Here is a 20,123-nt window from a genome sequence, read left to right as displayed (position 1 = left end):
AACTCCGTCCGCACCGCGGGCGGCAGTGGCGCACAGTCCCGGCATGTCCAGTTGTTGGACAGTATGGCGACTGTTACCGTCTTTTACACAGGGTAACGCACCGTTACCGGGGCCAAAAAACCGCATCCGGAGGAACAGGGTCATGGCCAGGAATGGGGAGCTGGGCTGGGACCTGGAGTCGCTGAACAAAGCCTATGAGCATGGCTACATGGCGGCGTCCATTCACATGGAGCCGTCACGCTGCCCTTACTGGACGGACGTGATCCGCGCCGCCTGGGAGGCGGGCTGGGAGGACGGTCACCTGGACTGCACGATGAAATCGGGCAGCAGCACTTCCCGCACCGGGCCGGAGGGCGATGCCTCATCCCCGCTGGACCCGTTGTTCTCTTCGCTGTCAGCCTGATCCTGCCCTGAGGCCTGTTCCAGTTCCGGGAGCTCACTGACGAGCCGCTTGCTTACCGCCCTGCGGATATCCGAGCGCAGTGTCTCCTGGCCCTCAGCACTGCGCAGCTCATCCACGGAGCGGCCACTCATCAGCATCACCACCTCATGGCGCAGCCAGGGCGTATGCGCTTCAGCCTTTTCACGGGCTTTCGCGTCATGGAAGCGCAGCGTCACCTCCGCCTTGGCGTAGCTGCCCGCCTCATCCGCATCCCCGATATTGACCACAAAGGCGGGAGACAGTTCCAGGTAGGTGGATGGCGGTCCGTCACTCCCTCCGCCACCCGCAGCGAGCGCGAGCGGCGCGGCGAGAGCCAGAAGTAATACCGTGAATTGACGCATGAAGGATGCTGTCCGTGATTGTGGGTGATAACTTACACCCCATTGTAGGCGGCCGGGGGCGCTTGTGCACCCGGCCAGGAGAAACGGTCACAGGAGTAGGCATGCGATTCAACCGGATTGTTTTCTCCCTGATTGCGCTGGCCTGTGTGGCGGTGCTGGGGGTGGCGCTTTACATGGAGCACATGATGGGCCTTGAACCCTGCCCGCTGTGCATGCTCCAGCGCATGGCGTTCGTGGGCGTGGGGCTGGTGGCGCTGCTGGCGGCCCTGATCGGCCCCTCTGGCTGGGGCGTGCGCCTGGGCGGTGGCCTCATGGTGATCCCGGCTCTGGCCGGCGGAGGGCTGGCCGGCCGCCAGCTCTGGCTCCAGAACCTGCCTGCGGATCAGGTGCCGCCCTGTGGCCCGGGTTATGACTACCTGCGTGAGACCTTCCCGCTCACGGAAGTGATCCGGATGGCACTGGAGGGCGATGGCAGCTGCGCGGAGATCCAGTGGCAGTTCCTGGGCCTGAGCATTCCGGGGTGGAGCTTTGTGCTGTTCGCGCTTGCCGCACTGGCGGGCGTCGGCCTGCTGGTGGTTGGCGCCGGCCGGCGGCATGGGTTGCTGGACTGATGATGTTCCGGTAATTTGAAAGCGCACATGGTGGAGAAGAACAACAGCAAGGGAACCTGACAGGGTTTCCGGAAACACCTGATCCGATGATGGAGGGGATTATGCTGGAAGACTGCCGGAATGCCCGGGAGCGCTGGGGCGGCGTCACAGAGCTGGTTGACCGTTGGCTGCAGGCGCGCCAGCGGCTGATTGTGCAGTACTGCGGGCTCAGCAACAGCCCGGATTTCAGCCAGACCGAGCCGCTTTACGAACAACTGTCATCCCTCTGTGAGCAGCTTCTGGACTATGTCTCCGCCGGCCATTTCGAGGTCTACGAGCAGCTCATGAACGAGGCCCGTGAGTTCGATGATGGTGGTATCGAGGTGGCCAACCGGGTCTACCCGAAGATCAGCAAGACCACCCAGGAGATGCTGGCCTTCAACGACCTGCTTGAGGTGAGCGAGAAGAACGAGGAGGACATGCGCGCCATGTACGCCCGCGTCTCACGCCTGGGTGAGATCATGGAGGAGCGTTTCGAGCTGGAGGATCTGCTGATCGAGAACCTCCATAACGCGCATGCCGACCAGGTGGCCTGACCGGGGCCCTTACTGGACCTCGATCAGCTCCACGTCAAAGATCAGCGCCTGATTGGGGCCGATCGAGGGCGGACCATTCTCGCCATAGGCCATTTCCGGTGGGATGTAGAGCCGATAGCGATCGCCTTCGTCCATCAGCTGGAGCCCTTCCGTCCAGCCCGGGATGACCTGTTGCAGGCCAAAGGTGGCGGGTTCACCGCGCTCCCTGGAGCTGTCAAAAACGGTGCCGTCAATCAGCTCGCCGGTATAGTGGACCGTGACGCGGTCGTTCTCGGCCGGTGATTCACCATCCCCTTCCTCGATCACCTTGTACTGGAGTCCCGATTCGGTGGTCTTCACGCCGTCACGCTGGCGGTTCTCCTCAAGAAAGGCCCTGGAGGCGGCCAGGTTATCTTCGGCATCGCCACCGCTGCTGGTACCGCCCTGCTGGCCGGAGTTGTTGCCGGCGGCTTCATCCTGAAGGCGTTTCTGGTAGTTGCTCACGGCCTCCTGGATCTCTTCGTCGGAGAGCCGGGCCTCGTTGCCTTCCATGCTGTCACGGACACCGGCAATGAAGGCATCACTGTCGAGATCCTGCATGTCCTGCTGGATGCGGTCGGCAAAGAGCTTGCCCATGGCATAGCCGAGCCGCTGGTCCTCGGACTCCAGGTTCACATCGGATTCGGCACTGCAGCCGACCGCCAGCATCAGGCAGGCGCCGGCGATGGTGCTGCGCTGCAGCGTGAGGGAGGTGCGTCGCGTCATCATGGTTCTCCGTTGGCTTCCTTGATCTCCCGCCACAGCCCAACCAGTGCTTTGGCAAGGGCTGGGTCGAGCCCCGGGAGGAGGCTGTCCAGATTATGACGGGCCAGGGCCGTGGGCGAAAGGCCCGGCTGCGTGACGGATCCGTCATCCGCAAGATGCTGCCACCACCAGGCCAGCTCCACCTGTTCGGAGTCCAGCTCCGCCTGCTTGACGGTGTCACGCAGTGATGCGGCGGTATCGTTGCCCCTGGGCAGGTTCATTCTCAGGGCACGCAGCTCGGCCGTGACGCCAGTGCGCCACTGGTGGATGCCCTCGGGTTCAGTCTCCGGCGCATGGCGGCCATGGGCGGCACAGAACAGCGCCACCAGGATGGGTGTCACCGCCTGGCCCTGGTTCTGGGCTTCCAGGCACTGCCCTGCAACCCCCTCGTGATGCCAGAGGGTCAGCACGTACTGCCAGAGAGGATTGTCCAGTGACAGATTGTCGGGGGGCTCCTGCCGTGGCATGGGGTCTTTCCTGTAGAATGCCGCCATGATCGCATTCAATAACCTGACACTTCAGCGCGGCGGCCAGTGGCTGCTCGAGGACTGTTCCGCCACCATCCAGCCGGGGCAGCGGGTTGCACTCGTTGGCGGTAATGGTGCCGGCAAGTCCAGTCTCTTTCAAATGATCCTGGGGGAACTGGCACCGGAACACGGGGAGATCCAGGTTCCCGGTGGCTGCCGCATTGCCCATATGGCCCAGGAGGTGGGCGGCAGCCAGCGCACGGCACGGGACTTTGTGCTTGATGGCCACGCCGAGCTGCGGCGGCTGGAGGAACGCCTGGCCCGTGCCGAGGCCAGTGGCGACGAGGACGGGATGGTCCATGCCCACGGTGAGCTGGACAACCTCAAGGCCTGGGATGCCCCGCGCCAGGCCGAGGCGCTGCTGCGCGGGCTGGCATTCACGGATGAGGACATGGACCGGCCGGTGGACAGCTTCTCCGGGGGCTGGCGCATCCGCCTGAACCTGGCCCAGGCCCTGATGGTGCCGTCGGACCTGCTGCTTCTGGACGAGCCCACCAACCACCTGGACATCGAGGCCTGCTACTGGCTGGAAAACTGGCTCAAGCAGTACCAGGGCACGTTGCTGTTCATCTCCCACGACCGGGATTTCATGGACCGGGTGGCGACCCACGTCATCCACTTCGAGCACCGTAAGCTGTTCTATTACGTGGGCAACTACCACGCCTTTGAGCGCCAGCGCGCGGAGAATCTGGCCCGCCAGCAGGCGGAGTACGAGAAGCAGCAGAAGCGCGTGGCCGAGATCCAGGCCTTCATCGACCGCTTCCGCGCCCAGGCCAACAAGGCCAAGCAGGCCCAGAGCCGCATCAAGGCGCTGGAGCGCATGGAGACCATCGCGCCGGCGCACGTGGATTCCCAGTTCGAGTTCCGTTTTCCCGAGGCGGACAAGGTCTCCAACCCGCTGCTGACGGTGCGTGGCGGCGCCGTGGGCTATGACGGCGAGCCGCTGCTTCGAGGCATCCATCTGCACCTGCTTCCGGGCAGCCGCATCGGCCTCCTGGGCGTGAACGGCGCGGGCAAGTCCACCCTGATCAGCATGCTGCGCGGGGCCACGCCGCTTCTCAGCGGGGAGCGGGTCACCGGCGAGCACTTCCGCCCGGGCTACTTCGCCCAGCACCAGCTGGACGAACTGGACCTGGACGCCAGTCCCTTCCTGCACCTGCAGCGGTTGACCCCGGGGGCGTCGGACCAGTCCATCCGCAACTTCCTGGGGGGCTTCGGCTTCCGCGGCGACGACGCCATGGCGAGCATCCGCAACTGCTCCGGGGGCGAGAAGGCGCGCCTGGCACTGGCCATCATCGCCTGGCAGAAGCCCAACGTACTCTTCCTGGACGAGCCCACCAACCACCTGGACCTGGAGATGCGCCAGGCCCTGACCATGGCGCTGCAGTCGTTCAATGGCGCCATGGTTCTGGTCTCCCACGACCGTCACCTGCTGCGCAACACCGTGGACACCTTCTGGCGGGTAGCCGACGGCACCGTCACCGAGTTTGACGGGGACCTGGACGAGTACGAGCGCTGGCTTGCCGATGGCGGGGAGCGGGCTACCGGCGGGAACGGAAAGCAGTCAGCGCCACGGGAATCCGCCCCTCAACCCGCAGTGAAGGAAAGTGCGGCCGATAAGCAGGCGCGCAAGAAGGCCGCGGCCGAGCAGCGCCAGAAGATGGCGCCCCTGAAAAAGGAAATCGAGCGTTGTGAGAAGGAGCTGGAGCGCCTTGCAAAGGAAAAGGCCGAGGTGGAAGAGGCCCTCGGCGATACCGGCCTCTATGACGCCGAGCGCAAGGATGAACTGAAGCAGCTCCTGGACCGCCAGGCGGAGCTGGCGCGCCGGGAATCCGAGGCCGAGGCGGCCTGGGTGGAGGCCAGCGAGTCCCTGGAATCACTGGAGACGGAAGCCTACTCCTGAATCACCAGGTCGACATCGGCCTGTTTGACCCGCTCCCGTTCGCTCATGAGGTCCGCCCGTGTCAGCGGGTGTGCCTCCAGCCAGTCGTCCGGGAGTGACAGCGTGAGCCGCGCGCCCTTGGCGCTGAGGCTGAATGGCGGCGGTGGCGCGCCCGCACGCCCGTGCTGGAAGAGCACCGCGAGCCGCAGCATCACGGCCAGCCGCTTGATCGGCTGGATCTCGTCCGGGTAAAGGTGCTCGAACAGGGCGTTGTTGAACTTGCGCCTGTGGGTGCGCACCAGGGTGGCCAGCGCCCGCTGGTCATCCTGCGAGAATCCCGGCAGGTCCGAGTGGGTCATCAGGTAGGCGCCGTGCTTGTGGTACTGGGTATGGCTGATGGCCAGCCCGATCTCGTGCACCCGGCAGGCCCAGCACAGCAGGCTGGTGTGGTAGGCGGTGTCGATGCCCCAGGCAGGTCCCGCCTGCTCCAGTGCGCGGGTGGCGGTGGCTTCCACGGCGGAGGCGTGGTCCAGGTCCACGGAATAGCGTTCCTGCAGGGCCTGGATGGTGCGTTCGCGCACGTCCTCATGGTTATCCCGGCCCAGCAGGTCGTAGAGAACCCCTTCACGCAGGGCGCCGTCGGCGAAATTCATGGACTCGATGCCCAGCGATTCAAAGGCGGCATAGAGTATGGCGAAACCGGCCGGGAAAATGCTGCGCCTGTCCTCGCGTACCCCGAGCGAATCCAGCTTTTCCGTGCGGCCAATGTCGATCAGGCGCTTGCGCAGTGACTTCATGGCCTCCCAGGTAACCCCCTCGCGGCTGAGGTTCAGCTCGTTGACCACCCCGATGATGGCCTTGATGGAGCCGGAGGACCCCACGCAGTTGTGCCAGCCGCGCTGGCGGAAACGCTGCTGGATGTTGAGCAGCTCCTGGCGTGCGTGGGTGATGGCTCTGTCCATGCGCTTGCGCGAGATCTTGCCGTCCGGGAAGTAGTCGTTGCGGAAGGACACACAGCCCATGTGCAGGCTTTCCGTCTCGCGCGCCTCGAAGCGTTCGCCGATGATGAACTCGGTGCTGCCGCCGCCGATGTCGATGACCAGCCGGGGGCCGGCGTCATCCGCGAGGGTGTGGGAGACCCCCAGGTAGATGAGGCGGGCTTCCTCGCGCCCGGCTACGATCTCCACCGGGCAGCCCAGGGTCTCCTCGGCCGACTGGATGAAGTGATCGGCGTTACGGGCGGCACGCAGGGCGTTGGTGCCCACCACCCGGACCGATTCCGCGTTCATGCTGCGGATGCGCTGGGCGAAGCGCTGCAGGCAGGCCAGGCCGCGTTCCCTGGCCTCGGCGGAGAGGTAGTTGTCACGGTCCAGCCCGGCACCGAGCTGGACCTTCTCGCCCATTTTCTCAATGGTGCGGATCTCGCCGTGCACCGCCTGGGCCACGACCATGTGGAAGCTGTTGGAGCCAAGGTCCACGGCGGCCAGCAGCCGGGGGGCGTCCTGGGAACTGTGCGGGGAAGTCACCTGTCTTGAAATCCTGCTGAAAGCCCATATATTCTGAACAGCGCCGTGTTCAGGGCTGGTATCTGATCCGGATACTAACCCGCGGAGCGGCCCATGTAACAGAGGGGATCCTCGCGTGTCCCGGTGACAGCCGGTTACGGCGGGCAAATTCCCATTCATACAGCAGCAATTTGGAAGTAGGGCGATGAGCGACAACATTGTGAGCGTGACCGACGGCACCTTCGAAGACGAAGTTCTCAAGTCGGACGTACCGGTTCTTGTGGACTACTGGGCGGAATGGTGCGGGCCCTGCAAGATGATCCATCCGGTTCTCGAAGAGATTGCGGACGAGTACGAGGGCAAGCTCAAGATCGCCAAGCTCAACATCGACGAGAACCAGCAGACGCCGCCGCGCTTCAACATCCGGGGGATCCCGACCCTGATGCTGTTCAAGAACGGCGATGTGGACGCCACCAAGGTGGGTGCACTGTCCAAGTCCCAGCTGACGGCGTTCCTCGACAGCAACCTGTAACGTTTTCGCCCCGGTCTGCCGGGGCGCTGTGATGCACTATGGTGGTTGGTGGACTGATTCTCGCCGGAGGGCGCGGTGAACGGATGGGCGGAGAAGACAAGGGGCTTCTGCGCCTGGACGGGCGCTCCTATGCGGCTCACCTGGCCGACGTTCTGTGTCCGGTGACCTCCGCGGTGGCCATCAGTGCCAACCGCAATGCGGATGCCCACGGGCAGTGGGCGGATACCGTTCTGCCGGATAACGCCTTTGCCGAAGCCGGCCCTCTGGCGGGGCTGGTGGAAGGTCTTCGATGGGCCCGTATGCGTGGATTTCAGGGGCTGGTGGTGACGCCCTGTGATACGCCACGGCTCCCGCCCATATGGGCGGTTCAGATCCTGGAGGCGGCGCGACGGCGCCCCGCCATTCCCTGTCTCTCGGACACCGGTGAGCGGCGACACCCGCTGCACGGCTACTACCCGGTAGCGCTGCTGGGCCGGGTTGAGCGCTATCTCAGTCGTGGCGAACGCCGGGCACTGGAGCTGGCGGAACAGCTGGGCGCCGAATGGATGGACTGCAGCGCCATGGTGGAAGGGTTCCTGAACGTGAACGAGCCCGGGGACCAGGCGCGGCTCAGCAGCGAGGCGCGCTCAGAGACCGTCTGAATCCGCCCAGCGCCGGGCTGCCTCGCGGTCACTGGCCTTCTGCTCCACCCAGTCGCTGTTACCCGCCGCGGTGATTTCCTTTTTCCAGAAAGGAGCGCGGGTTTTCAGGTAGTCCATGATGAACTGGCAGGCCTCAAAGGCATCCTGTCGGTGGCGGCTGCTCACCCCCACGAAGACAATCCGCTCTCCGGCCCGGATCTCGCCCACACGGTGCACGATCTCCGTGCGGTGAATGGTCCAGCGTCGGTCGGCCTCGTCCACCACGGCCTGGATGGCGGTTTCGGTCATGCCGGGGTAGTGCTCCAGGAATAGACTCTGGACGCCGCTCTGGTCACCAAGGTCGCGGGCAAGGCCAGTGAAGCTGCAGACCGCGCCGATCGCAGGGGCATCGTCTTCCAGCGCGGCCAGGACGGGCTCGATCGCCAGCGCTTCGCTCTGGATGCGGATCATTTCAGCCTCCGGTGACCGGTGGGAAGAAGGCCACTTCGTCCCCCGGATTCACCGGCGTTTCCTCCCGGGCCATGGCCTGGTTCACGGCCATGAGCACACAGTCGTCGTCCAGCAGTTCGGCCCACTCGTCGCCGCGCTTTTGAAGCTGCTCACGGATATCACGGACACAGGTGATGCCGTCGGCGGGCAGCTGTTCCTCGCTGATCCCCAGGCGTTCGCGCAGACTGGCAAAGAAACGGATTGCAATACTGGATTCAGCCATGGAGAAGCTCCGAAAACGGCAGGAAGGAGACTGGATCACCGACTTCCAGGGTCTGGTGCTCCGGAATGATGGCCAGCCCGTGCGACCAGCAGGCACTGCTGAGGACGCCCGAACTCTGGGTCGGCGCTGATTCAAGCCAGGTGCGGCCCTCGATGGAGCGACAGCGCACCCGCTGGAACTCGCGTCGGCTCTGGGGGCGTTCCACCGCGAATCCTGCGGGCATGGTGCAGGGTCGGGGCATGAGCTCGCCGTCCTCTCCCTGGCAGGCGCGCAGGAAGGGGCGGCCCAGCACCAGGAAGGTCACCAGGACCGCCGCCGGATTGCCGGGCAACCCGAGGACGGGGGTTTCGTTGATATGGCCGAACGCCAGAGGTTTTCCGGGTTTGATGGCCATGCGCCACAGGTCCAGCTCGCCCAGCGCCCGGATGGCATCACGGATGTGATCCTCCTCCCCCACGGAAACGCCGCCGGTGGTGATGATGGCGTCCGCCTGCTCCGCGGCCTGGGCCAGTGTGTCCTGTGTGGCCTCCAGAGTATCCGCCATGGTGTGGAACGGGACGGGCTCCCAGCCGGCGGCGCGCACCAGGGCGGTCAGCATGGGTTGGTTGGAATTGTGGATCTGCCCCGGCGCCAGGGGCTGGCCGGGCGGGATCAGTTCGTCGCCGCTGCTGATGATGGCCACGCGCAGAGGGCGGAAGGTGGTGATCTCCGGAAGTCCGGCGGAGGCGAGCAGCCCCAGATGCCAGGGATCCAGACGGGTTCCGGCGTTGATCAGGGTCTCGCCGGTATCAATGTCCTGCCCGGCAGGGCGGATGTTCTGGCCGGTGCCGGGAGACTGGAGAAGCCGGACCCGGTCGCCTTCGGTCTCGGTGTTCTCCTGCATGACGACGGTATCCGCCCCCTCGGGAATGGCGGCGCCGGTGAAGATGCGGGCGGCCGTGCCGGCCTCCAGGGGGTGGGGGGCCTGCCCGGCGGGCACGCGCTGGGAAACGGGCAGTGTGCCCGCTTCGGCATCCGCCGCGCGCAGGGCATAGCCGTCCACGGCGCTGTTGTCCGCTGGCGGAACCTGTACCGCTGAAACCGGGCTCTCGGCGAGGATCCGCTGGAGGGCGTCATTCAGGGGCGTGGTCTCGGTACCGGGCAGGACCCGGGCGGCCTTCATCAGTTGTGTCCGGGCCTCATCCACGCTGATCAGTGTGTCCGTGCCCGCCATCAGTTGGCTCCCCGGGCGGCATCAAGGGGAATTTCCCGGTCCAGTCCGCTGAGGTCCCGCTCGGGTTTGCGCTGGACCAGGGCGGAAAAGTTGCAGGGTCGATGGCGGCTGTCGAGCTGGTCACGCACGATGCCCTCCCAGGCGGTGCGGCAGGCGCCGGTGGAGCCCGGCATGCAGAAGACCACGGTATGGTTCGCCAGCCCGGCCAGGGCCCGGGACTGGATGGTGCTGTTGCCGATTTCCTGGGCGGAGAGACGGCGGAATTCCTCACCGAAACCCTCGATGGTCTTTTCGAACAGCGGGCCCAGCGATTCCGGCGTGCTGTCACGCTCCTGCAGGCCGGTGCCGCCAGTGATCAGCACGCTCTGGATCTGCGGATCCACGATCCAGCGGCTGACCAGAGCCCGCATAAGGCAGGTGTCGTCCTGCAGCAGGCGCCGCGCCACGATGTTGTGACCCGCCTCAAGGGCGGCATCCACCAGGAACTGGCCGGAGCTGTCCTCGCTCGGCCCCCGGCTGTCAGAGATGGTCAGGATGGCAAGGTTGAGGGGCGCGAAGTCACTGGCTGATGCCATCGGGTCGGGTCTCCTGTGAGGGTTCCTTGATGCTGCCATGATAAGCGCAGCCGGGGGCTGCACCAATGCCTCCAGTGGGGTAAACGCGGGGGTTTTGCACTGCCGTTGAAAATGGTGTATTTTGACAACTCCTGATTAAGGCAGGCGGGTCGGTGCCCCACCCATCCGCCAATCCCGGAATCTCCGTTCTGACCCTGGTTTCACTGAATCGCCCCGATCGGCAGAACCCGGGCAATCCGGAACTTCGCTTCCCCAGCAGTCTGATAACAACCAACTTCATCCTATCCATCCAGACGTAATCCCAGACAATCTATGAATCTGACCGAACTCAAGAAAAAACCCGTTCCCGAACTCATTGAGGTTGCCCAGGAGATGGGCCTCGAAAACATGGCCCGTTCGCGAAAGCAGGATGTGATCTTCGCGATTCTCAAGAAACACGCCAAAAGCGGTGAGGACATCCACGGCGATGGCGTGCTTGAGATCCTCCAGGACGGGTTCGGGTTTCTGCGGTCCGCCGATTCCTCCTATCTGGCGGGCCCGGACGACATCTATGTCTCGCCCAGCCAGATCCGGCGGTTCAACCTGCGCACCGGGGACTCGATTTCCGGCAAGATCCGGCCTCCGAAAGACGGCGAGCGGTATTTCGCACTGCTCAAGGTCAACGACATCAACTTCGGCAAGGCCGACAATACCCGCCACAAGATCCTGTTCGAGAACCTGACGCCGCTCTTCCCGGAGGAACGGCTGCGGCTGGAAGCCGGCAACGGTTCCACCGAGGACCTGTCGGCGCGGATCCTGGATCTTGTCTCCCCCATCGGCAAAGGCCAGCGTGGCCTGATCGTTTCTCCGCCCAAGGCGGGTAAGACGCTGCTGATGCAGACCATGGCCCAGTCCATTGTGCGCAACTCCCCTGACTGCCACCTGATGGTGCTGCTCATCGATGAGCGCCCGGAGGAGGTCACGGAGATGCAGCGCACGGTGCGCGGCGAGGTTGTGGCCTCCACCTTCGATGAGCCGCCGGCACGCCACGTGCAGGTGGCCGAGATGGTGATCGAAAAGGCCAAGCGCCTGGTTGAGCACAAGAAGGACGTGGTGATCCTGCTGGACTCCATCACCCGTCTCGCCCGGGCCTACAACACCGTGATCCCGTCCTCGGGCAAGGTGCTGACCGGTGGTGTCGACGCCCACGCCCTGGAAAAGCCCAAGCGTTTCTTCGGCGCTGCGCGGAATGTGGAAGAGGGTGGCAGTCTGACCATCATGGCCACGGCCCTGGTGGACACCGGCTCCAAGATGGACGAGGTGATCTACGAGGAGTTCAAGGGCACCGGCAATATGGAGGTGCACCTGGACCGCCGGATCGCCGAGCGCCGCACCTATCCGGCCATCAACGTCCGCCGTTCGGGTACGCGCCGCGAGGATCTGCTGGTCAGCGAGGACGAGCTGCAGCGGGTCTGGATCCTGCGCAAGCTCCTGCACTCGATGGATGACGACGTGGCCGCCGTGGAGTTCCTGATCGACAAGCTGCGGGACACGAAGACCAACGAGGAATTCTTCCAGGCGATGAAGAAACGATAACCCCGCAGGAGCCTTCATGCAGTACCGGGATCTGCGCGATTTCATTGATCAGCTTGAACAGCAGGGCGAACTCAAGCGCATCACCACCGAGGTTGACCCACGGCTGGAGATGACCGAGATCGCCGACCGGACCCTGAAGAAGGAGGGACCGGCGCTGCTGTTCGAGAACCCGACGGGGTACAACATGCCGGTTCTGGCGAACCTGTTTGGCACGCCCAAGCGCGTGGCCATGGGCATGGGGCGTGACAGCGTCGAGAGTCTGCGCGAGATCGGCGAGCTGCTGGCGTTCCTCAAGGAGCCGGAACCGCCCAAGGGCTTCCGTGATGCCTTCGACAAGATGCCCATCTTCCGCCAGGTCATGAAGATGGGGCCCAAGATCAAGCGGTCCGCGCCCTGTCAGGAAGTGGTGCTGGAAGGGGATGACGTGGACCTCTACCAGTTGCCGGTGCAGACCTGCTGGCCGGAAGATGCGGGGCCGCTCATCACCTGGCCACTGGTGGTCACACGCGGGCCGGAGAAGGAACGCCAGAACATGGGCATCTACCGCCAGCAGCGGATCGGGCGCAATCGCCTGATCATGCGCTGGCTGGCCCATCGCGGTGGAGCGCAGGATTTCCAGCAGTGGCAACAGCAGCATCCGGGCGAGCCCTTCCCGGTGGCGGTGGCGCTGGGGGCTGACCCGGCCACCATCCTGGGGGCGGTGACACCAGTGCCGGATACCCTTTCCGAGTACGCGTTCTCCGGCCTGCTGCGTGGCTCGCGCACCGAACTGGTCAATGCTGGGGTAGGTGACCTGCAGGTGCCGGCCAGCGCGGAGATCATCCTGGAAGGCTACATCTACCCGGATGACACGGCGCCAGAGGGGCCTTTCGGGGACCATACCGGCTACTACAACGAGGTAGAGACCTTTCCGGTCTTTACGGTTGAACGCATCACCCACCGGAAAAATCCCATCTACCACAGCACCTATACGGGGCGCCCCCCGGACGAACCCGCGGTTCTGGGCGTGGCCCTGAATGAGGTGTTCGTACCCATCCTGCGCAAGCAGTTTCCGGAGATCGTGGACTTCTACCTGCCTCCGGAGGGCTGCTCCTATCGCATGGCCGTTGTGACCATGAAGAAGCAGTACCCCGGCCATGCCAAACGCGTGATGATGGGTGTATGGTCCTTCCTGCGCCAGTTCATGTACACCAAGTTCGTGATCGTCACCGATGATGACATCAATGCCCGCGACTGGCAGGACGTGATCTGGGCGATCACCACCCGCATGGACCCGACCCGCGATACCACCCTGGTGGACAACTCGCCCATTGATTACCTGGATTTCGCATCGCCGGTAGCAGGGCTGGGTTCCAAGATGGGGCTGGATGCCACCACCAAGTGGCCTGGTGAGACTGACCGGGAGTGGGGGCGCCCGATTACCATGAGCGACGAGGTCAAACGCCGGGTGGACGAACTCTGGCCCCAGCTCGGCCTCGACTGAACTCCGGCCGCCTGCGCCGCGTACGAGGATACTATGGACGCCAACGCGCAACAGCCGAAGACAGACCTGTTCCATCTCAGCGAGATCGGGCAGGTCGGTAACGACATCTATCAGGTACGGTTCGAGTGGCCCCAGGGCCGCCCCGTGCCCTTCAGTGCCGGGCAGTACCTGGCCATCCATCTGCCCGGGCGGGATCCGGCCTGGTTTTCCATCGCCAGTGCCCCCGGGGCCGAGCAGCTGACCCTTCACATCCAGGCGCCGCCGGAGTGGGCCAGTGCCCATGAAGTCATGGAATACCTGCGTCACGAGGGCTGCGCCCGGATCTCCATGCCCTATGGTGAGGCCTGCCTGAAGGAACCCCCCGGGGCGCCGCTGCTGCTGGTTGTGGCCGGGACAGGGTTTGCCCAGGCCAAGAGCATTGTGGACTACCTGCGCTTCAGCCGCATGGAGCAGCCGGTCACCCTTTACTGGGGGGCACGCGACGCCGGGGACATGTATCTGCGCGGGACCGCTGAACGCTGGGAGGAGGCCTGGCCGGACTTTCATTTCCGGCCGGTGGTGTGCGAGGCGGATGCGGCCTCGGACTGTCATCATGAACGCCTGGCCGAGGCCATCCTGGCGGATGGCCATGACCTGGGTCAGGTGAAGGTCATTGCCAGCGGTTCACCCGCAATGGTTTACAGCGTTCTGGATGGTCTCACGCCTGCCGGTTTCGACCCGGCCCGCTTCCACTCGGACGTGCTGCAGTACGCCCCGCGCGGCTGAGGCCTCAGCGCGCCGGGGTACCGCTGCGGCGCCGGGGCTCCGGCATGGGCAGCCTGGGCAGACCATGGTGCTCGAGAACTCCCTGGCGAAGCAGGCGGACGCTGTCCTCGTAGCGGCCCAGGTGGGCGTAGAGCCGGCACAGTTCCGCGGCCGTCTCCTGGCTGTGGCGTACTCCGAGACTGGTTTCCAGGTATTCCCTGGCCTTGCCCCAGAGCCGGTTACGCAGGCTGATGCGCCCCAGGGCCAGCAGCAGTTCCGGGTTGTTGGGGCGCTCCTTGAGCCAGCCCTCAGCCGCCAATAACTGCTCATCCTCCCTGGGGCCCTGAATGCGGCCGTAGAGGTTGATCAGCAGGTCACTCCAGCTGTGGCGCAGGACCTTGCGCAGCAGGCTTTCGGCGCGGGACTCCGCGCCCAGGCGGGCCAGGTGGTTGGCGTAGTGATGCACCACGGACTCGTCATTGCGCCGGGGCGGGGGAAGCTGATCCCAGACCCGGTCCAGATGGTCCAGGTTGCGCTGTTCCGGGGGCTGGCGTTCCAGCCGCTCGGCGGCCTGGTCAAGCACGTTGAGCCAGACTTCCTGCTCCAGAACGGTCAGGCTGCTTTCATCCAGCGCGGCGTGGCGGCGCAGTTCCGGCAGCAGTTCACTGAGTGCCTGCCAGTCCTCGAGGTTGCGGTAGACATTCGCGAGCTGGCGCATCACGTGCGGGTGATTGGGGGAGTTGCGGCGCAGGCGCAGCAGTGTTGCCAGGGCCTGTTCGTTGCGTCCGGCGTTGAGCTGCAGCCGGGCCTGGGTCAGGCCGACCGCCAGATCCGAGCCAGCGGTGCTTTCCCAGGCGAGGCGCAGGAAGCGGTCGGCCTCCTCCTGGTCACCCTGCTGGTGCGCGGCTTCCGCGGCTGACAGGTAATTGATGAGCGGTGTTTCCGCGTTGCCGGCACCCTGTTCAAGCAGTTTGCGTGCCCGGCCCCAGTTGCCCTCGGCCAGCTCCAGCAGCCCCTGTGTGGTCCGGCGCCGGGCGCGGCGGCGCCCGCTGTTGCGCCACCACTGGCCCATGGCACCGGGGCTCAGGCGCAGCCCGCGCACAAGCCCCAGCAGCCAGTGCAGGATCAGGGCGGCCAGCACCACCAGTGACATCCCCACCCAGAAGTTGGTCTCAATCAGCCAGGTTCCGATGCTGATGCGTATGTAGCCGGGGTCCTCCGACATGCCGAGGCTGAGAAGCGTGCCTGCCAGCACGGCGACGCACAGAACAATGAGCAGGGCCCTCATTGGCTGGTCTCCCCATTGTCATCATCCGACTGGGGCGGACCGGATTCGTCGGCACGGGCCCGCAGTCGGGCCTTGAGCAGTTCCAGGGATTCACTGATGTCCGGCGCTTCGGCCTGGAGGCGTTCATCCCGGAGGTCGCTGATCAGCTCGCGCAGTGCCGAGGCCGTCTGGTTGCTGCTGTCATACCAGCGCTCCAGCCAGTCCCCGGCACGCCCGAGGGAGCGCCGGTAGACAGCGTTGTCGCCGCGCAGCAGGGCGGCGGCGGCCTGTTCGAACATCAGCTGGAGATGGAGCTGGGCCTGGGTTTCCTGCTCGGGGGTCAGCAGGGCCTGGGTGGGCCCCTCCACCCGGCGGATACGGACCATGCGGTCGAGAACGTCCAGCAGCTGCTGCCACAGGCCGGCATCCGTCTGCTGACTGCTCTTGCTGTTGGCGCCGGGCGGTGTGTCGGCCGGGTCCAGGGACTGGGTACGGCCCAGCTCCGGGATCATCCCAATGGCGGCCTCGAGCTGCAGATGGATGCCGGTCCGGTCCACCGGGTCCATGGTGCGCAGCGCCAGGATCTCCTCGGCAAGGGCTTCGCGGATGGGGTGGACGCCGGCGGCGTCGATGCCCGCCAGCAGTTCATCGGTGCGTTCCAGAAGGCGCAGCGCTCCCTGGTGGTCGTTTTCCAGTTCCAGCCGCTGGTTGGCGAGGCGCAGCAGGTACTCCGCTTCGGCGAGCAGCCAGTCGGTCCGGGTGCGCTGACCCAGTCCGAGCAGGGAGCGGGCGTTGTGGGCGATCTGGCGCGACTGGGTGTCCAGTGCGCTGGTCTGTTCGTCGAGTTTCCCTTCAATGCGGTTGAGGCGCTGTTCACGGGCCTCGCTGCTTGAGCGCTGACTCTGGCGCAGATCCGAGGCCATGCTGCTGAGGGTGTCGAGACGGTTGCTGAGCTGCTGCTGGCTGCGGTGCTGTTCCCACAGCATGGCCCCGGCGCCAAGCAGGCCCGCGGCCAGAAGGAGGATGATCAGCCACAGTGGCCAGAGCCGCGCGGGGCTGGGCTGGGGGCTGGCTGTGGTGGTCGCCGGAAGCTGTTTGCTGTTGTTGTTCACGAGTGTCCGTTACTCCGCGTTTGAGGGGGACGCCCCGCAGGCGTCGATCAGCCCGTCCGGGCTCATGGCCGGGGCCACCCGGACGTCGCGAAAGCCGGCGTCACGGGCCTGCTGGGCCACCCGTTCCACCGGTACCACGAGGCAGCGTTCCCGCAGCTTCGAGTCTGCATTCTGACCCACCTCGAGCAGGCGCTTCAATGTTTCCCCGGAAAGTGCGAGCACGGTGTCCGGGTCAAAGGTGGTGAGGTGTTCCCGGAGCGTGGCCTCGGGCCAGTCGATGGGGGTGCGCTCGTACAGTGGGAGGACCTCAACACGGGCGCCGCGATCCGTCAGGGTATCGCGTAACAGTTCCCGCCCCCGGTCGCCGCGTGCGATCAGGACTTTTTCGCCGGCCACAGTCTCCGGCTGGAATGAGGGGCAGTTGAGCAGGGCCTCGGAATCATGGCCGCTGAGCGGCGCCTGGCCAGGGAGGCCGGCATCGCGGAACACCCTGGCGGTGCCTTCGCCGGGCCCCCACCACTCCAGGCCCACGGGCCACTGCGGCCACCAGTCATCCGCCTGCTCCAGAAGCAGACGTGCGGCATTGGGGCTGACCGCGATGATCTTCCGGAAGTTGTCCAGTTCCTGGATCAGGCTGCGTTCACGGCCATCCAGTGTGCGGGGCTGGATGGCGATCAGCGGCAGCGCACGGCTGCAGGCACCGGCCTGCTCGAGCGCCTGGCGCGTTTCCTCCGCCCTGGGTTCGGGGCGGGACACCAGGATCCGGCGCCCGGCCAGTGGCGGGTTATTCGGGCTCGTAGCCATAGACCTCGGCCAGGATGGCGCCGGCGCCCTTTTCAAGAAGCTGTTCGGCCAGGCGACGACCAAGGGCTTCGCCTTCGCTGCGATGGGCGCGCCCCTCAACATGGTGAACCCGGCTGCCGTCCGGTGAGGCCACCAGGCCGCGCAGGTGGAGCTCATCCCCTTCCAGTTCGGCATAGGCGCCGATGGGGACCTGGCAGCCGCCTTCCAGGCGTGTGTTCAGGGCCCGCTCCGCCAGTACCCGGTCGCGGGAATCGGCATGGACCAGCGGTTCCAGCATGGCGATGAGCTCGGCGTCGTCCGCGCGGCACTCAATGCCCAGTGCGCCCTGACCGACTGCCGGCAGGCTGATCTCCGGCGGGATCTCGTAGCGGATGCGCTCGTCGAAGCCCAGTCGGCGCAGGCCGGAGGTGGCCAGCACGATGGCGTCGTACTGGCCGTCATCGAGCTTGGCGAGGCGGGTGTTGACATTGCCGCGCAGGGTTTCGATGCGGCAGTCGGGCCGGTGCGCCGCGAGCTGTGCCTGGCGGCGCAGGCTGGAGGTGCCGATAACGGCGCCTTCGGGCAGGGCGTCCACATCCGCATGGTGGTTGCTCACGAAAGCGTCCGTGGGAGCGCCACGTTCACAGATGGCCATGAGCCCCAGGCCCTCGGGGAAGACCATCGGAACGTCCTTCATGGAGTGAACGGCGATGTCCGCACGCCCATCCAGCATGGCTTCTTCAAGTTCCTTCACGAACAGGGCCTTGCCACCGATCTTGGCCAGCGGCACGTCCAGGATCTTGTCGCCCCGGGTCTTGATGCCCACCAGCTCGACGCTCAGCCCTGGATGGGCCTGTTCCAGCCGGCTCTTGATGTGTTCGGCCTGCCACAGGGCAAGCTGGCTCCGGCGGGTGGCGATGCGCAGGGTGTCTCGGGCCATGGAGCGGCGGTTCCTCAGTGGGTGGATGATGTCAGGGGTCCCCTAGGGTAGCGTTTCAGGGGGCCGTTGTCGCCCGTTACTGCTTCAGCCCTGGAGGTGCTCGCGCACGCTGCCGGCGTGGCGGCGGCTGACGCGCAGTCGGGTGCCCGCCGGGTCCGAAAGCTGGGCCTGGTGGCCGGACTGGGTGCGGGTCAGTGCCTCCAGGTAACGGCGGTTGACCAGGGTGTGGCGGTGGATGCGCAGCAGGTGCTCGCCGTGGGCCTGCTCCAGCTCGCGCAGGCTGTAGTCGCACAGGGTTTCGCCGCGGTCATGGACCAGGGTCACGTACTTGTTGTCGGCGCTGGCGTAGTAGAGCCGGTCGAGCTCAACGCGCTCCACGCCAGCCTGGTTGCGGACCACGATGGCGGGGTTGTCCTCTGGCGCAAATTGCCGGCTCTGTGGGCGATTGACGCGGCCGGCGCGGCTCAGCGCGCTGGCCAGGGCCTCCCGGCGCACGGGTTTGACCAGGTAGTCCGTGGCGTCCACCCGGAAGGCGCTCAGGGCGTAGTCGTCATAGGCGGTGCAGAAGATCACCGCCGGTGGTGTGGCCTGGGCGGTCAGCTCCCGGGCTGCGTCCATTCCGTCCATACCCGGCATCCGCACGTCCATGAGCACGATGTCGGGCCGGTGTTCCGCTGCTTTTTCCAGGGCTTCGGTGCCGTTGCCGGCCTCGGCGCAGACCCGGCAGCCCTCGATGGCTTCCAGCAGCCGTCGCAGCCGGTCCCGGGCGGGGGCCTCGTCGTCCACGATCAGGACCCGGTGTTCCGTCATGCCTCGTTCTCCCTGTTTCCCGGCAGTCTCAGCGTTACGGTGAAGTGGTCATTCCCCTGGCTGGCCTTGAGAGCCGCGGTGTCTCCGTAGACCGCCTGCAGCCGGGCCCGGATGTTCTCCAGGGCCATGCGTTGGCCCTGGTGGCGGCCTGCCTGGTCGCTGGCCAGAGGATTGTGGATCAGTATATAGAGCCAGCGCCGGGTCCGTTCGGATTCCACCCGGATGGTGCCGCCCCCGGTCAGGGGCTGGATGCCGTGATAGACCGCGTTCTCCATCAGGGGCTGCAGGATCAGCGGTGGTACCGGCAGTTCGCTTGCGCTGTCGTCCAGGTGCCAGTCCACTTCCAGGCGCGGGCCCAGGCGCAGCTTTTCGATGGCGAGGTAGCGTTCGCACAGGCGCAGCTCCTCGGACAGAGGAATGAGGCGGGTCCCGGCGGTGTTCAGACTGACCCGGAAGAGGTCGCAGAGATCCAGCACCACCTCCTCGGCGCGTTCCGGATCGGAGGCGATCAGGCTGGCAATGGTATTCATGCTGTTGAACAGGAAATGGGGCTGGATGCGCGCCTGGAGCGCGGCGATGCGGGCCTCAACTTCCGCTTCCTCCTGGCGGCGGCGCTGGTACTGCAGGTGGAAGTAGCGCAGCGCCATCAGGGTGATCAGCGCTGCCATGAGCAGGTTGCGCAGCAGGGTGAACGGGGCGTCCAACGGCGAGAGCGCGGGGTTGAGAAGCCATTGGCCGAACAGTGTGAAGGCGGCAGTGTCCACCAGTACCAGCAGGGTGATGGCAACAGTGGCAAGCGGCACCCCCAGGGATTCGAGTTGGCTCCTGAACGTGCAGATGAGGCCGGCGGCGGTCAGGGTGACCCACTGGGCCAGCAGCGAGGCCAGGCCCAGGTAGTGCCAGTCCAGCAGGCCACTGGAAGGCCGGGCCAGTGCGAACAGCAGCACCACCAGCTCGGTGGTGAGCACCAGCAGGAACACGGCCCGGACCTGGCAGAGATCCGGGATGAAGCCGCCGTCGTTTTGTGGCTCCTGGCTCTGGTTCATGGTGACATAGGGCGCCGGATTGGA

The 20,123-nt window shown here is 65.6% G+C and carries 23 protein-coding genes; 9 read left to right on the top strand and 14 right to left on the bottom strand.

Translation table 11 applies throughout. The features are described 5' to 3' along the window. The first annotated feature begins 43 nt into the window (after positions 1-43). Positions 44-403, top strand: a complete 360-nt coding sequence (rmf, locus tag F3089_RS16260) for a ribosome modulation factor (protein ID WP_502707336.1) — start codon at positions 44-46, stop codon at positions 401-403. Here rmf and F3089_RS10460 read toward each other — a convergent pair. After that, complete coding sequence (locus F3089_RS10460; protein ID WP_151440750.1) at positions 298-783, bottom strand: flagellar basal body-associated FliL family protein; 486 nt, start codon at positions 781-783, stop codon at positions 298-300. The genes rmf and F3089_RS10460 overlap by 106 nt on opposite strands. Positions 784-884: 101 nt before the next feature. Here F3089_RS10460 and F3089_RS10455 point away from each other — a divergent pair, with 101 nt between their 5' ends. After that, complete coding sequence (locus F3089_RS10455; protein ID WP_151440749.1) at positions 885-1,394, top strand: disulfide bond formation protein B; 510 nt, start codon at positions 885-887, stop codon at positions 1,392-1,394. A 101-nt stretch (positions 1,395-1,495) separates the two neighbouring features. After that, the gene (rsd, locus tag F3089_RS10450) at positions 1,496-1,969 is read left to right on the top strand and encodes a sigma D regulator (RefSeq protein WP_151440797.1); all 474 of its coding nucleotides are present in this window, start codon (positions 1,496-1,498) and stop codon (positions 1,967-1,969) included. A 9-nt stretch (positions 1,970-1,978) separates the two neighbouring features. Here the strand turns inward: rsd and bamJ are convergent, their stop codons facing one another. Beyond that, positions 1,979-2,716: a BamJ family beta-barrel-assembly machinery protein gene (gene bamJ, locus F3089_RS10445; RefSeq protein ID WP_225741734.1), complete on the bottom strand. Its 738-nt coding sequence runs from the start codon at positions 2,714-2,716 to the stop codon at positions 1,979-1,981. Further along, entirely contained in the window at positions 2,713-3,219 is a 507-nt protein-coding gene (locus F3089_RS10440; RefSeq protein WP_192497341.1) for a TIGR02444 family protein, read from the bottom strand. The genes bamJ and F3089_RS10440 overlap by 4 nt, the downstream gene beginning before the upstream one ends. 25 nt (positions 3,220-3,244) lie before the next feature. Between F3089_RS10440 and F3089_RS10435 the strand changes: the two genes are divergently transcribed. Then, the gene (locus F3089_RS10435) at positions 3,245-5,182 is read left to right on the top strand and encodes an ABC-F family ATP-binding cassette domain-containing protein (RefSeq protein ID WP_151440747.1); all 1,938 of its coding nucleotides are present in this window, start codon (positions 3,245-3,247) and stop codon (positions 5,180-5,182) included. Here F3089_RS10435 and ppx read toward each other — a convergent pair. Further along, positions 5,173-6,687 carry an exopolyphosphatase gene (ppx, locus tag F3089_RS10430; protein WP_151440746.1) on the bottom strand — a complete coding sequence of 505 codons (1,515 nt, stop codon included), beginning with the start codon at positions 6,685-6,687 and terminating at the stop codon, positions 5,173-5,175. The genes F3089_RS10435 and ppx overlap by 10 nt on opposite strands. Before the next feature lie 184 nt (positions 6,688-6,871). Here ppx and trxA point away from each other — a divergent pair, with 184 nt between their 5' ends. Next, entirely contained in the window at positions 6,872-7,198 is a 327-nt protein-coding gene (gene trxA / locus F3089_RS10425) for a thioredoxin TrxA (protein WP_077530165.1), read from the top strand. Positions 7,199-7,236: 38 nt separating this feature from the next. Then, on the top strand, positions 7,237-7,839 hold the full coding sequence (locus F3089_RS10420) for an NTP transferase domain-containing protein (RefSeq protein WP_151440745.1): 603 nt from the start codon (positions 7,237-7,239) through the stop codon (positions 7,837-7,839). Here F3089_RS10420 and F3089_RS10415 read toward each other — a convergent pair. From F3089_RS10415 to moaB, 4 genes are read right to left on the bottom strand one after another with little or no spacing between them, the layout of a single operon-like run. After that, the gene (locus F3089_RS10415; RefSeq protein WP_151440744.1) at positions 7,825-8,289 is read right to left on the bottom strand and encodes a molybdenum cofactor biosynthesis protein MoaE; all 465 of its coding nucleotides are present in this window, start codon (positions 8,287-8,289) and stop codon (positions 7,825-7,827) included. The two genes, F3089_RS10420 and F3089_RS10415, sit on opposite strands and share 15 nt — an antisense overlap. 1 nt (position 8,290) lies before the next feature. Further along, entirely contained in the window at positions 8,291-8,551 is a 261-nt protein-coding gene (gene moaD / locus F3089_RS10410) for a molybdopterin converting factor subunit 1 (protein WP_151440743.1), read from the bottom strand. Next, positions 8,544-9,764 (bottom strand): molybdopterin molybdotransferase MoeA, encoded by a 1,221-nt coding sequence (locus F3089_RS10405; RefSeq protein ID WP_151440742.1) that lies wholly within the window; start codon positions 9,762-9,764, stop codon positions 8,544-8,546. Before F3089_RS10405 ends, moaD begins: the two co-directional genes overlap by 8 nt. Next, positions 9,764-10,339, bottom strand: coding sequence for a molybdenum cofactor biosynthesis protein B (moaB, locus tag F3089_RS10400; protein ID WP_151440741.1), 576 nt, complete (start codon positions 10,337-10,339; stop codon positions 9,764-9,766). Before moaB ends, F3089_RS10405 begins: the two co-directional genes overlap by 1 nt. Positions 10,340-10,651: 312 nt before the next feature. Here moaB and rho point away from each other — a divergent pair, with 312 nt between their 5' ends. The 3 genes from rho to F3089_RS10385 are packed head-to-tail and all read left to right on the top strand — an operon-like array spanning position 10,652 to position 14,162. Further along, positions 10,652-11,914 (top strand): transcription termination factor Rho, encoded by a 1,263-nt coding sequence (rho, locus tag F3089_RS10395; protein WP_077530171.1) that lies wholly within the window; start codon positions 10,652-10,654, stop codon positions 11,912-11,914. Positions 11,915-11,930: 16 nt separating this feature from the next. Further along, positions 11,931-13,397 (top strand): 4-hydroxy-3-polyprenylbenzoate decarboxylase, encoded by a 1,467-nt coding sequence (ubiD, locus tag F3089_RS10390; protein ID WP_151440740.1) that lies wholly within the window; start codon positions 11,931-11,933, stop codon positions 13,395-13,397. Positions 13,398-13,430: 33 nt separating this feature from the next. Further along, positions 13,431-14,162: an NAD(P)H-flavin reductase gene (locus F3089_RS10385; RefSeq protein WP_151440739.1), complete on the top strand. Its 732-nt coding sequence runs from the start codon at positions 13,431-13,433 to the stop codon at positions 14,160-14,162. Between the two features lie 4 nt (positions 14,163-14,166). On the opposite strand, the gene F3089_RS10380 is transcribed toward F3089_RS10385, so the two are convergent. The 6 genes from F3089_RS10380 to F3089_RS10355 all read right to left on the bottom strand — a co-directional run bounded on the left by F3089_RS10380 (position 14,167) and on the right by F3089_RS10355 (position 20,099). After that, complete coding sequence (locus F3089_RS10380) at positions 14,167-15,429, bottom strand: heme biosynthesis HemY N-terminal domain-containing protein (RefSeq protein WP_151440738.1); 1,263 nt, start codon at positions 15,427-15,429, stop codon at positions 14,167-14,169. Further along, complete coding sequence (locus F3089_RS10375) at positions 15,426-16,520, bottom strand: uroporphyrinogen-III C-methyltransferase (RefSeq protein ID WP_151440737.1); 1,095 nt, start codon at positions 16,518-16,520, stop codon at positions 15,426-15,428. Before F3089_RS10375 ends, F3089_RS10380 begins: the two co-directional genes overlap by 4 nt. Positions 16,521-16,529: 9 nt before the next feature. Then, positions 16,530-17,324: a uroporphyrinogen-III synthase gene (locus F3089_RS10370; protein ID WP_151440736.1), complete on the bottom strand. Its 795-nt coding sequence runs from the start codon at positions 17,322-17,324 to the stop codon at positions 16,530-16,532. Beyond that, a complete protein-coding gene (gene hemC / locus F3089_RS10365) occupies positions 17,305-18,243 on the bottom strand; it encodes a hydroxymethylbilane synthase (protein WP_151440735.1) in 939 nt (312 codons plus the stop codon). The genes F3089_RS10370 and hemC overlap by 20 nt, the downstream gene beginning before the upstream one ends. Before the next feature lie 84 nt (positions 18,244-18,327). After that, on the bottom strand, positions 18,328-19,053 hold the full coding sequence (locus tag F3089_RS10360; protein ID WP_151440734.1) for a LytR/AlgR family response regulator transcription factor: 726 nt from the start codon (positions 19,051-19,053) through the stop codon (positions 18,328-18,330). Then, the gene (locus F3089_RS10355) at positions 19,050-20,099 is read right to left on the bottom strand and encodes a sensor histidine kinase (protein WP_151440733.1); all 1,050 of its coding nucleotides are present in this window, start codon (positions 20,097-20,099) and stop codon (positions 19,050-19,052) included. Before F3089_RS10355 ends, F3089_RS10360 begins: the two co-directional genes overlap by 4 nt. Positions 20,100-20,123: the final 24 nt, after the last annotated feature.

Origin of the sequence: Halospina sp. K52047b (assembly GCF_008709855.1) — a bacterium.
In the GTDB taxonomy this organism is placed as follows: domain Bacteria; phylum Pseudomonadota; class Gammaproteobacteria; order Pseudomonadales; family Oleiphilaceae; genus Halospina; species Halospina utahensis_B.
Note: the sequence above shows the minus strand (reverse complement) of the source record. Positions and strands in the feature narration are given on the sequence as shown.

Excerpts from the sequence above, each read along its gene's own strand:
- rmf (WP_502707336.1), top strand. The coding sequence starts at position 44 with ATGTCCAGTTGTTGGACAGTATGGCGACTGTTACCGTCTTTTACACAG.
- F3089_RS10460 (WP_151440750.1), bottom strand. The coding sequence starts at position 783 with ATGCGTCAATTCACGGTATTACTTCTGGCTCTCGCCGCGCCGCTCGCG.
- F3089_RS10455 (WP_151440749.1), top strand. The coding sequence starts at position 885 with ATGCGATTCAACCGGATTGTTTTCTCCCTGATTGCGCTGGCCTGTGTG.
- rsd (WP_151440797.1), top strand. The coding sequence starts at position 1,496 with ATGCTGGAAGACTGCCGGAATGCCCGGGAGCGCTGGGGCGGCGTCACA.
- bamJ (WP_225741734.1), bottom strand. The coding sequence starts at position 2,716 with ATGATGACGCGACGCACCTCCCTCACGCTGCAGCGCAGCACCATCGCC.
- F3089_RS10440 (WP_192497341.1), bottom strand. The coding sequence starts at position 3,219 with ATGCCACGGCAGGAGCCCCCCGACAATCTGTCACTGGACAATCCTCTC.
- F3089_RS10435 (WP_151440747.1), top strand. The coding sequence starts at position 3,245 with ATGATCGCATTCAATAACCTGACACTTCAGCGCGGCGGCCAGTGGCTG.
- trxA (WP_077530165.1), top strand. The coding sequence starts at position 6,872 with ATGAGCGACAACATTGTGAGCGTGACCGACGGCACCTTCGAAGACGAA.
- F3089_RS10420 (WP_151440745.1), top strand. The coding sequence starts at position 7,237 with ATGGTGGTTGGTGGACTGATTCTCGCCGGAGGGCGCGGTGAACGGATG.
- F3089_RS10415 (WP_151440744.1), bottom strand. The coding sequence starts at position 8,289 with ATGATCCGCATCCAGAGCGAAGCGCTGGCGATCGAGCCCGTCCTGGCC.
- moaD (WP_151440743.1), bottom strand. The coding sequence starts at position 8,551 with ATGGCTGAATCCAGTATTGCAATCCGTTTCTTTGCCAGTCTGCGCGAA.
- F3089_RS10405 (WP_151440742.1), bottom strand. The coding sequence starts at position 9,764 with ATGGCGGGCACGGACACACTGATCAGCGTGGATGAGGCCCGGACACAA.
- moaB (WP_151440741.1), bottom strand. The coding sequence starts at position 10,339 with ATGGCATCAGCCAGTGACTTCGCGCCCCTCAACCTTGCCATCCTGACC.
- rho (WP_077530171.1), top strand. The coding sequence starts at position 10,652 with ATGAATCTGACCGAACTCAAGAAAAAACCCGTTCCCGAACTCATTGAG.
- ubiD (WP_151440740.1), top strand. The coding sequence starts at position 11,931 with ATGCAGTACCGGGATCTGCGCGATTTCATTGATCAGCTTGAACAGCAG.
- F3089_RS10385 (WP_151440739.1), top strand. The coding sequence starts at position 13,431 with ATGGACGCCAACGCGCAACAGCCGAAGACAGACCTGTTCCATCTCAGC.
- F3089_RS10380 (WP_151440738.1), bottom strand. The coding sequence starts at position 15,429 with ATGAGGGCCCTGCTCATTGTTCTGTGCGTCGCCGTGCTGGCAGGCACG.
- F3089_RS10370 (WP_151440736.1), bottom strand. The coding sequence starts at position 17,324 with ATGGCTACGAGCCCGAATAACCCGCCACTGGCCGGGCGCCGGATCCTG.
- hemC (WP_151440735.1), bottom strand. The coding sequence starts at position 18,243 with ATGGCCCGAGACACCCTGCGCATCGCCACCCGCCGGAGCCAGCTTGCC.
- F3089_RS10360 (WP_151440734.1), bottom strand. The coding sequence starts at position 19,053 with ATGACGGAACACCGGGTCCTGATCGTGGACGACGAGGCCCCCGCCCGG.
- F3089_RS10355 (WP_151440733.1), bottom strand. The coding sequence starts at position 20,099 with ATGAACCAGAGCCAGGAGCCACAAAACGACGGCGGCTTCATCCCGGAT.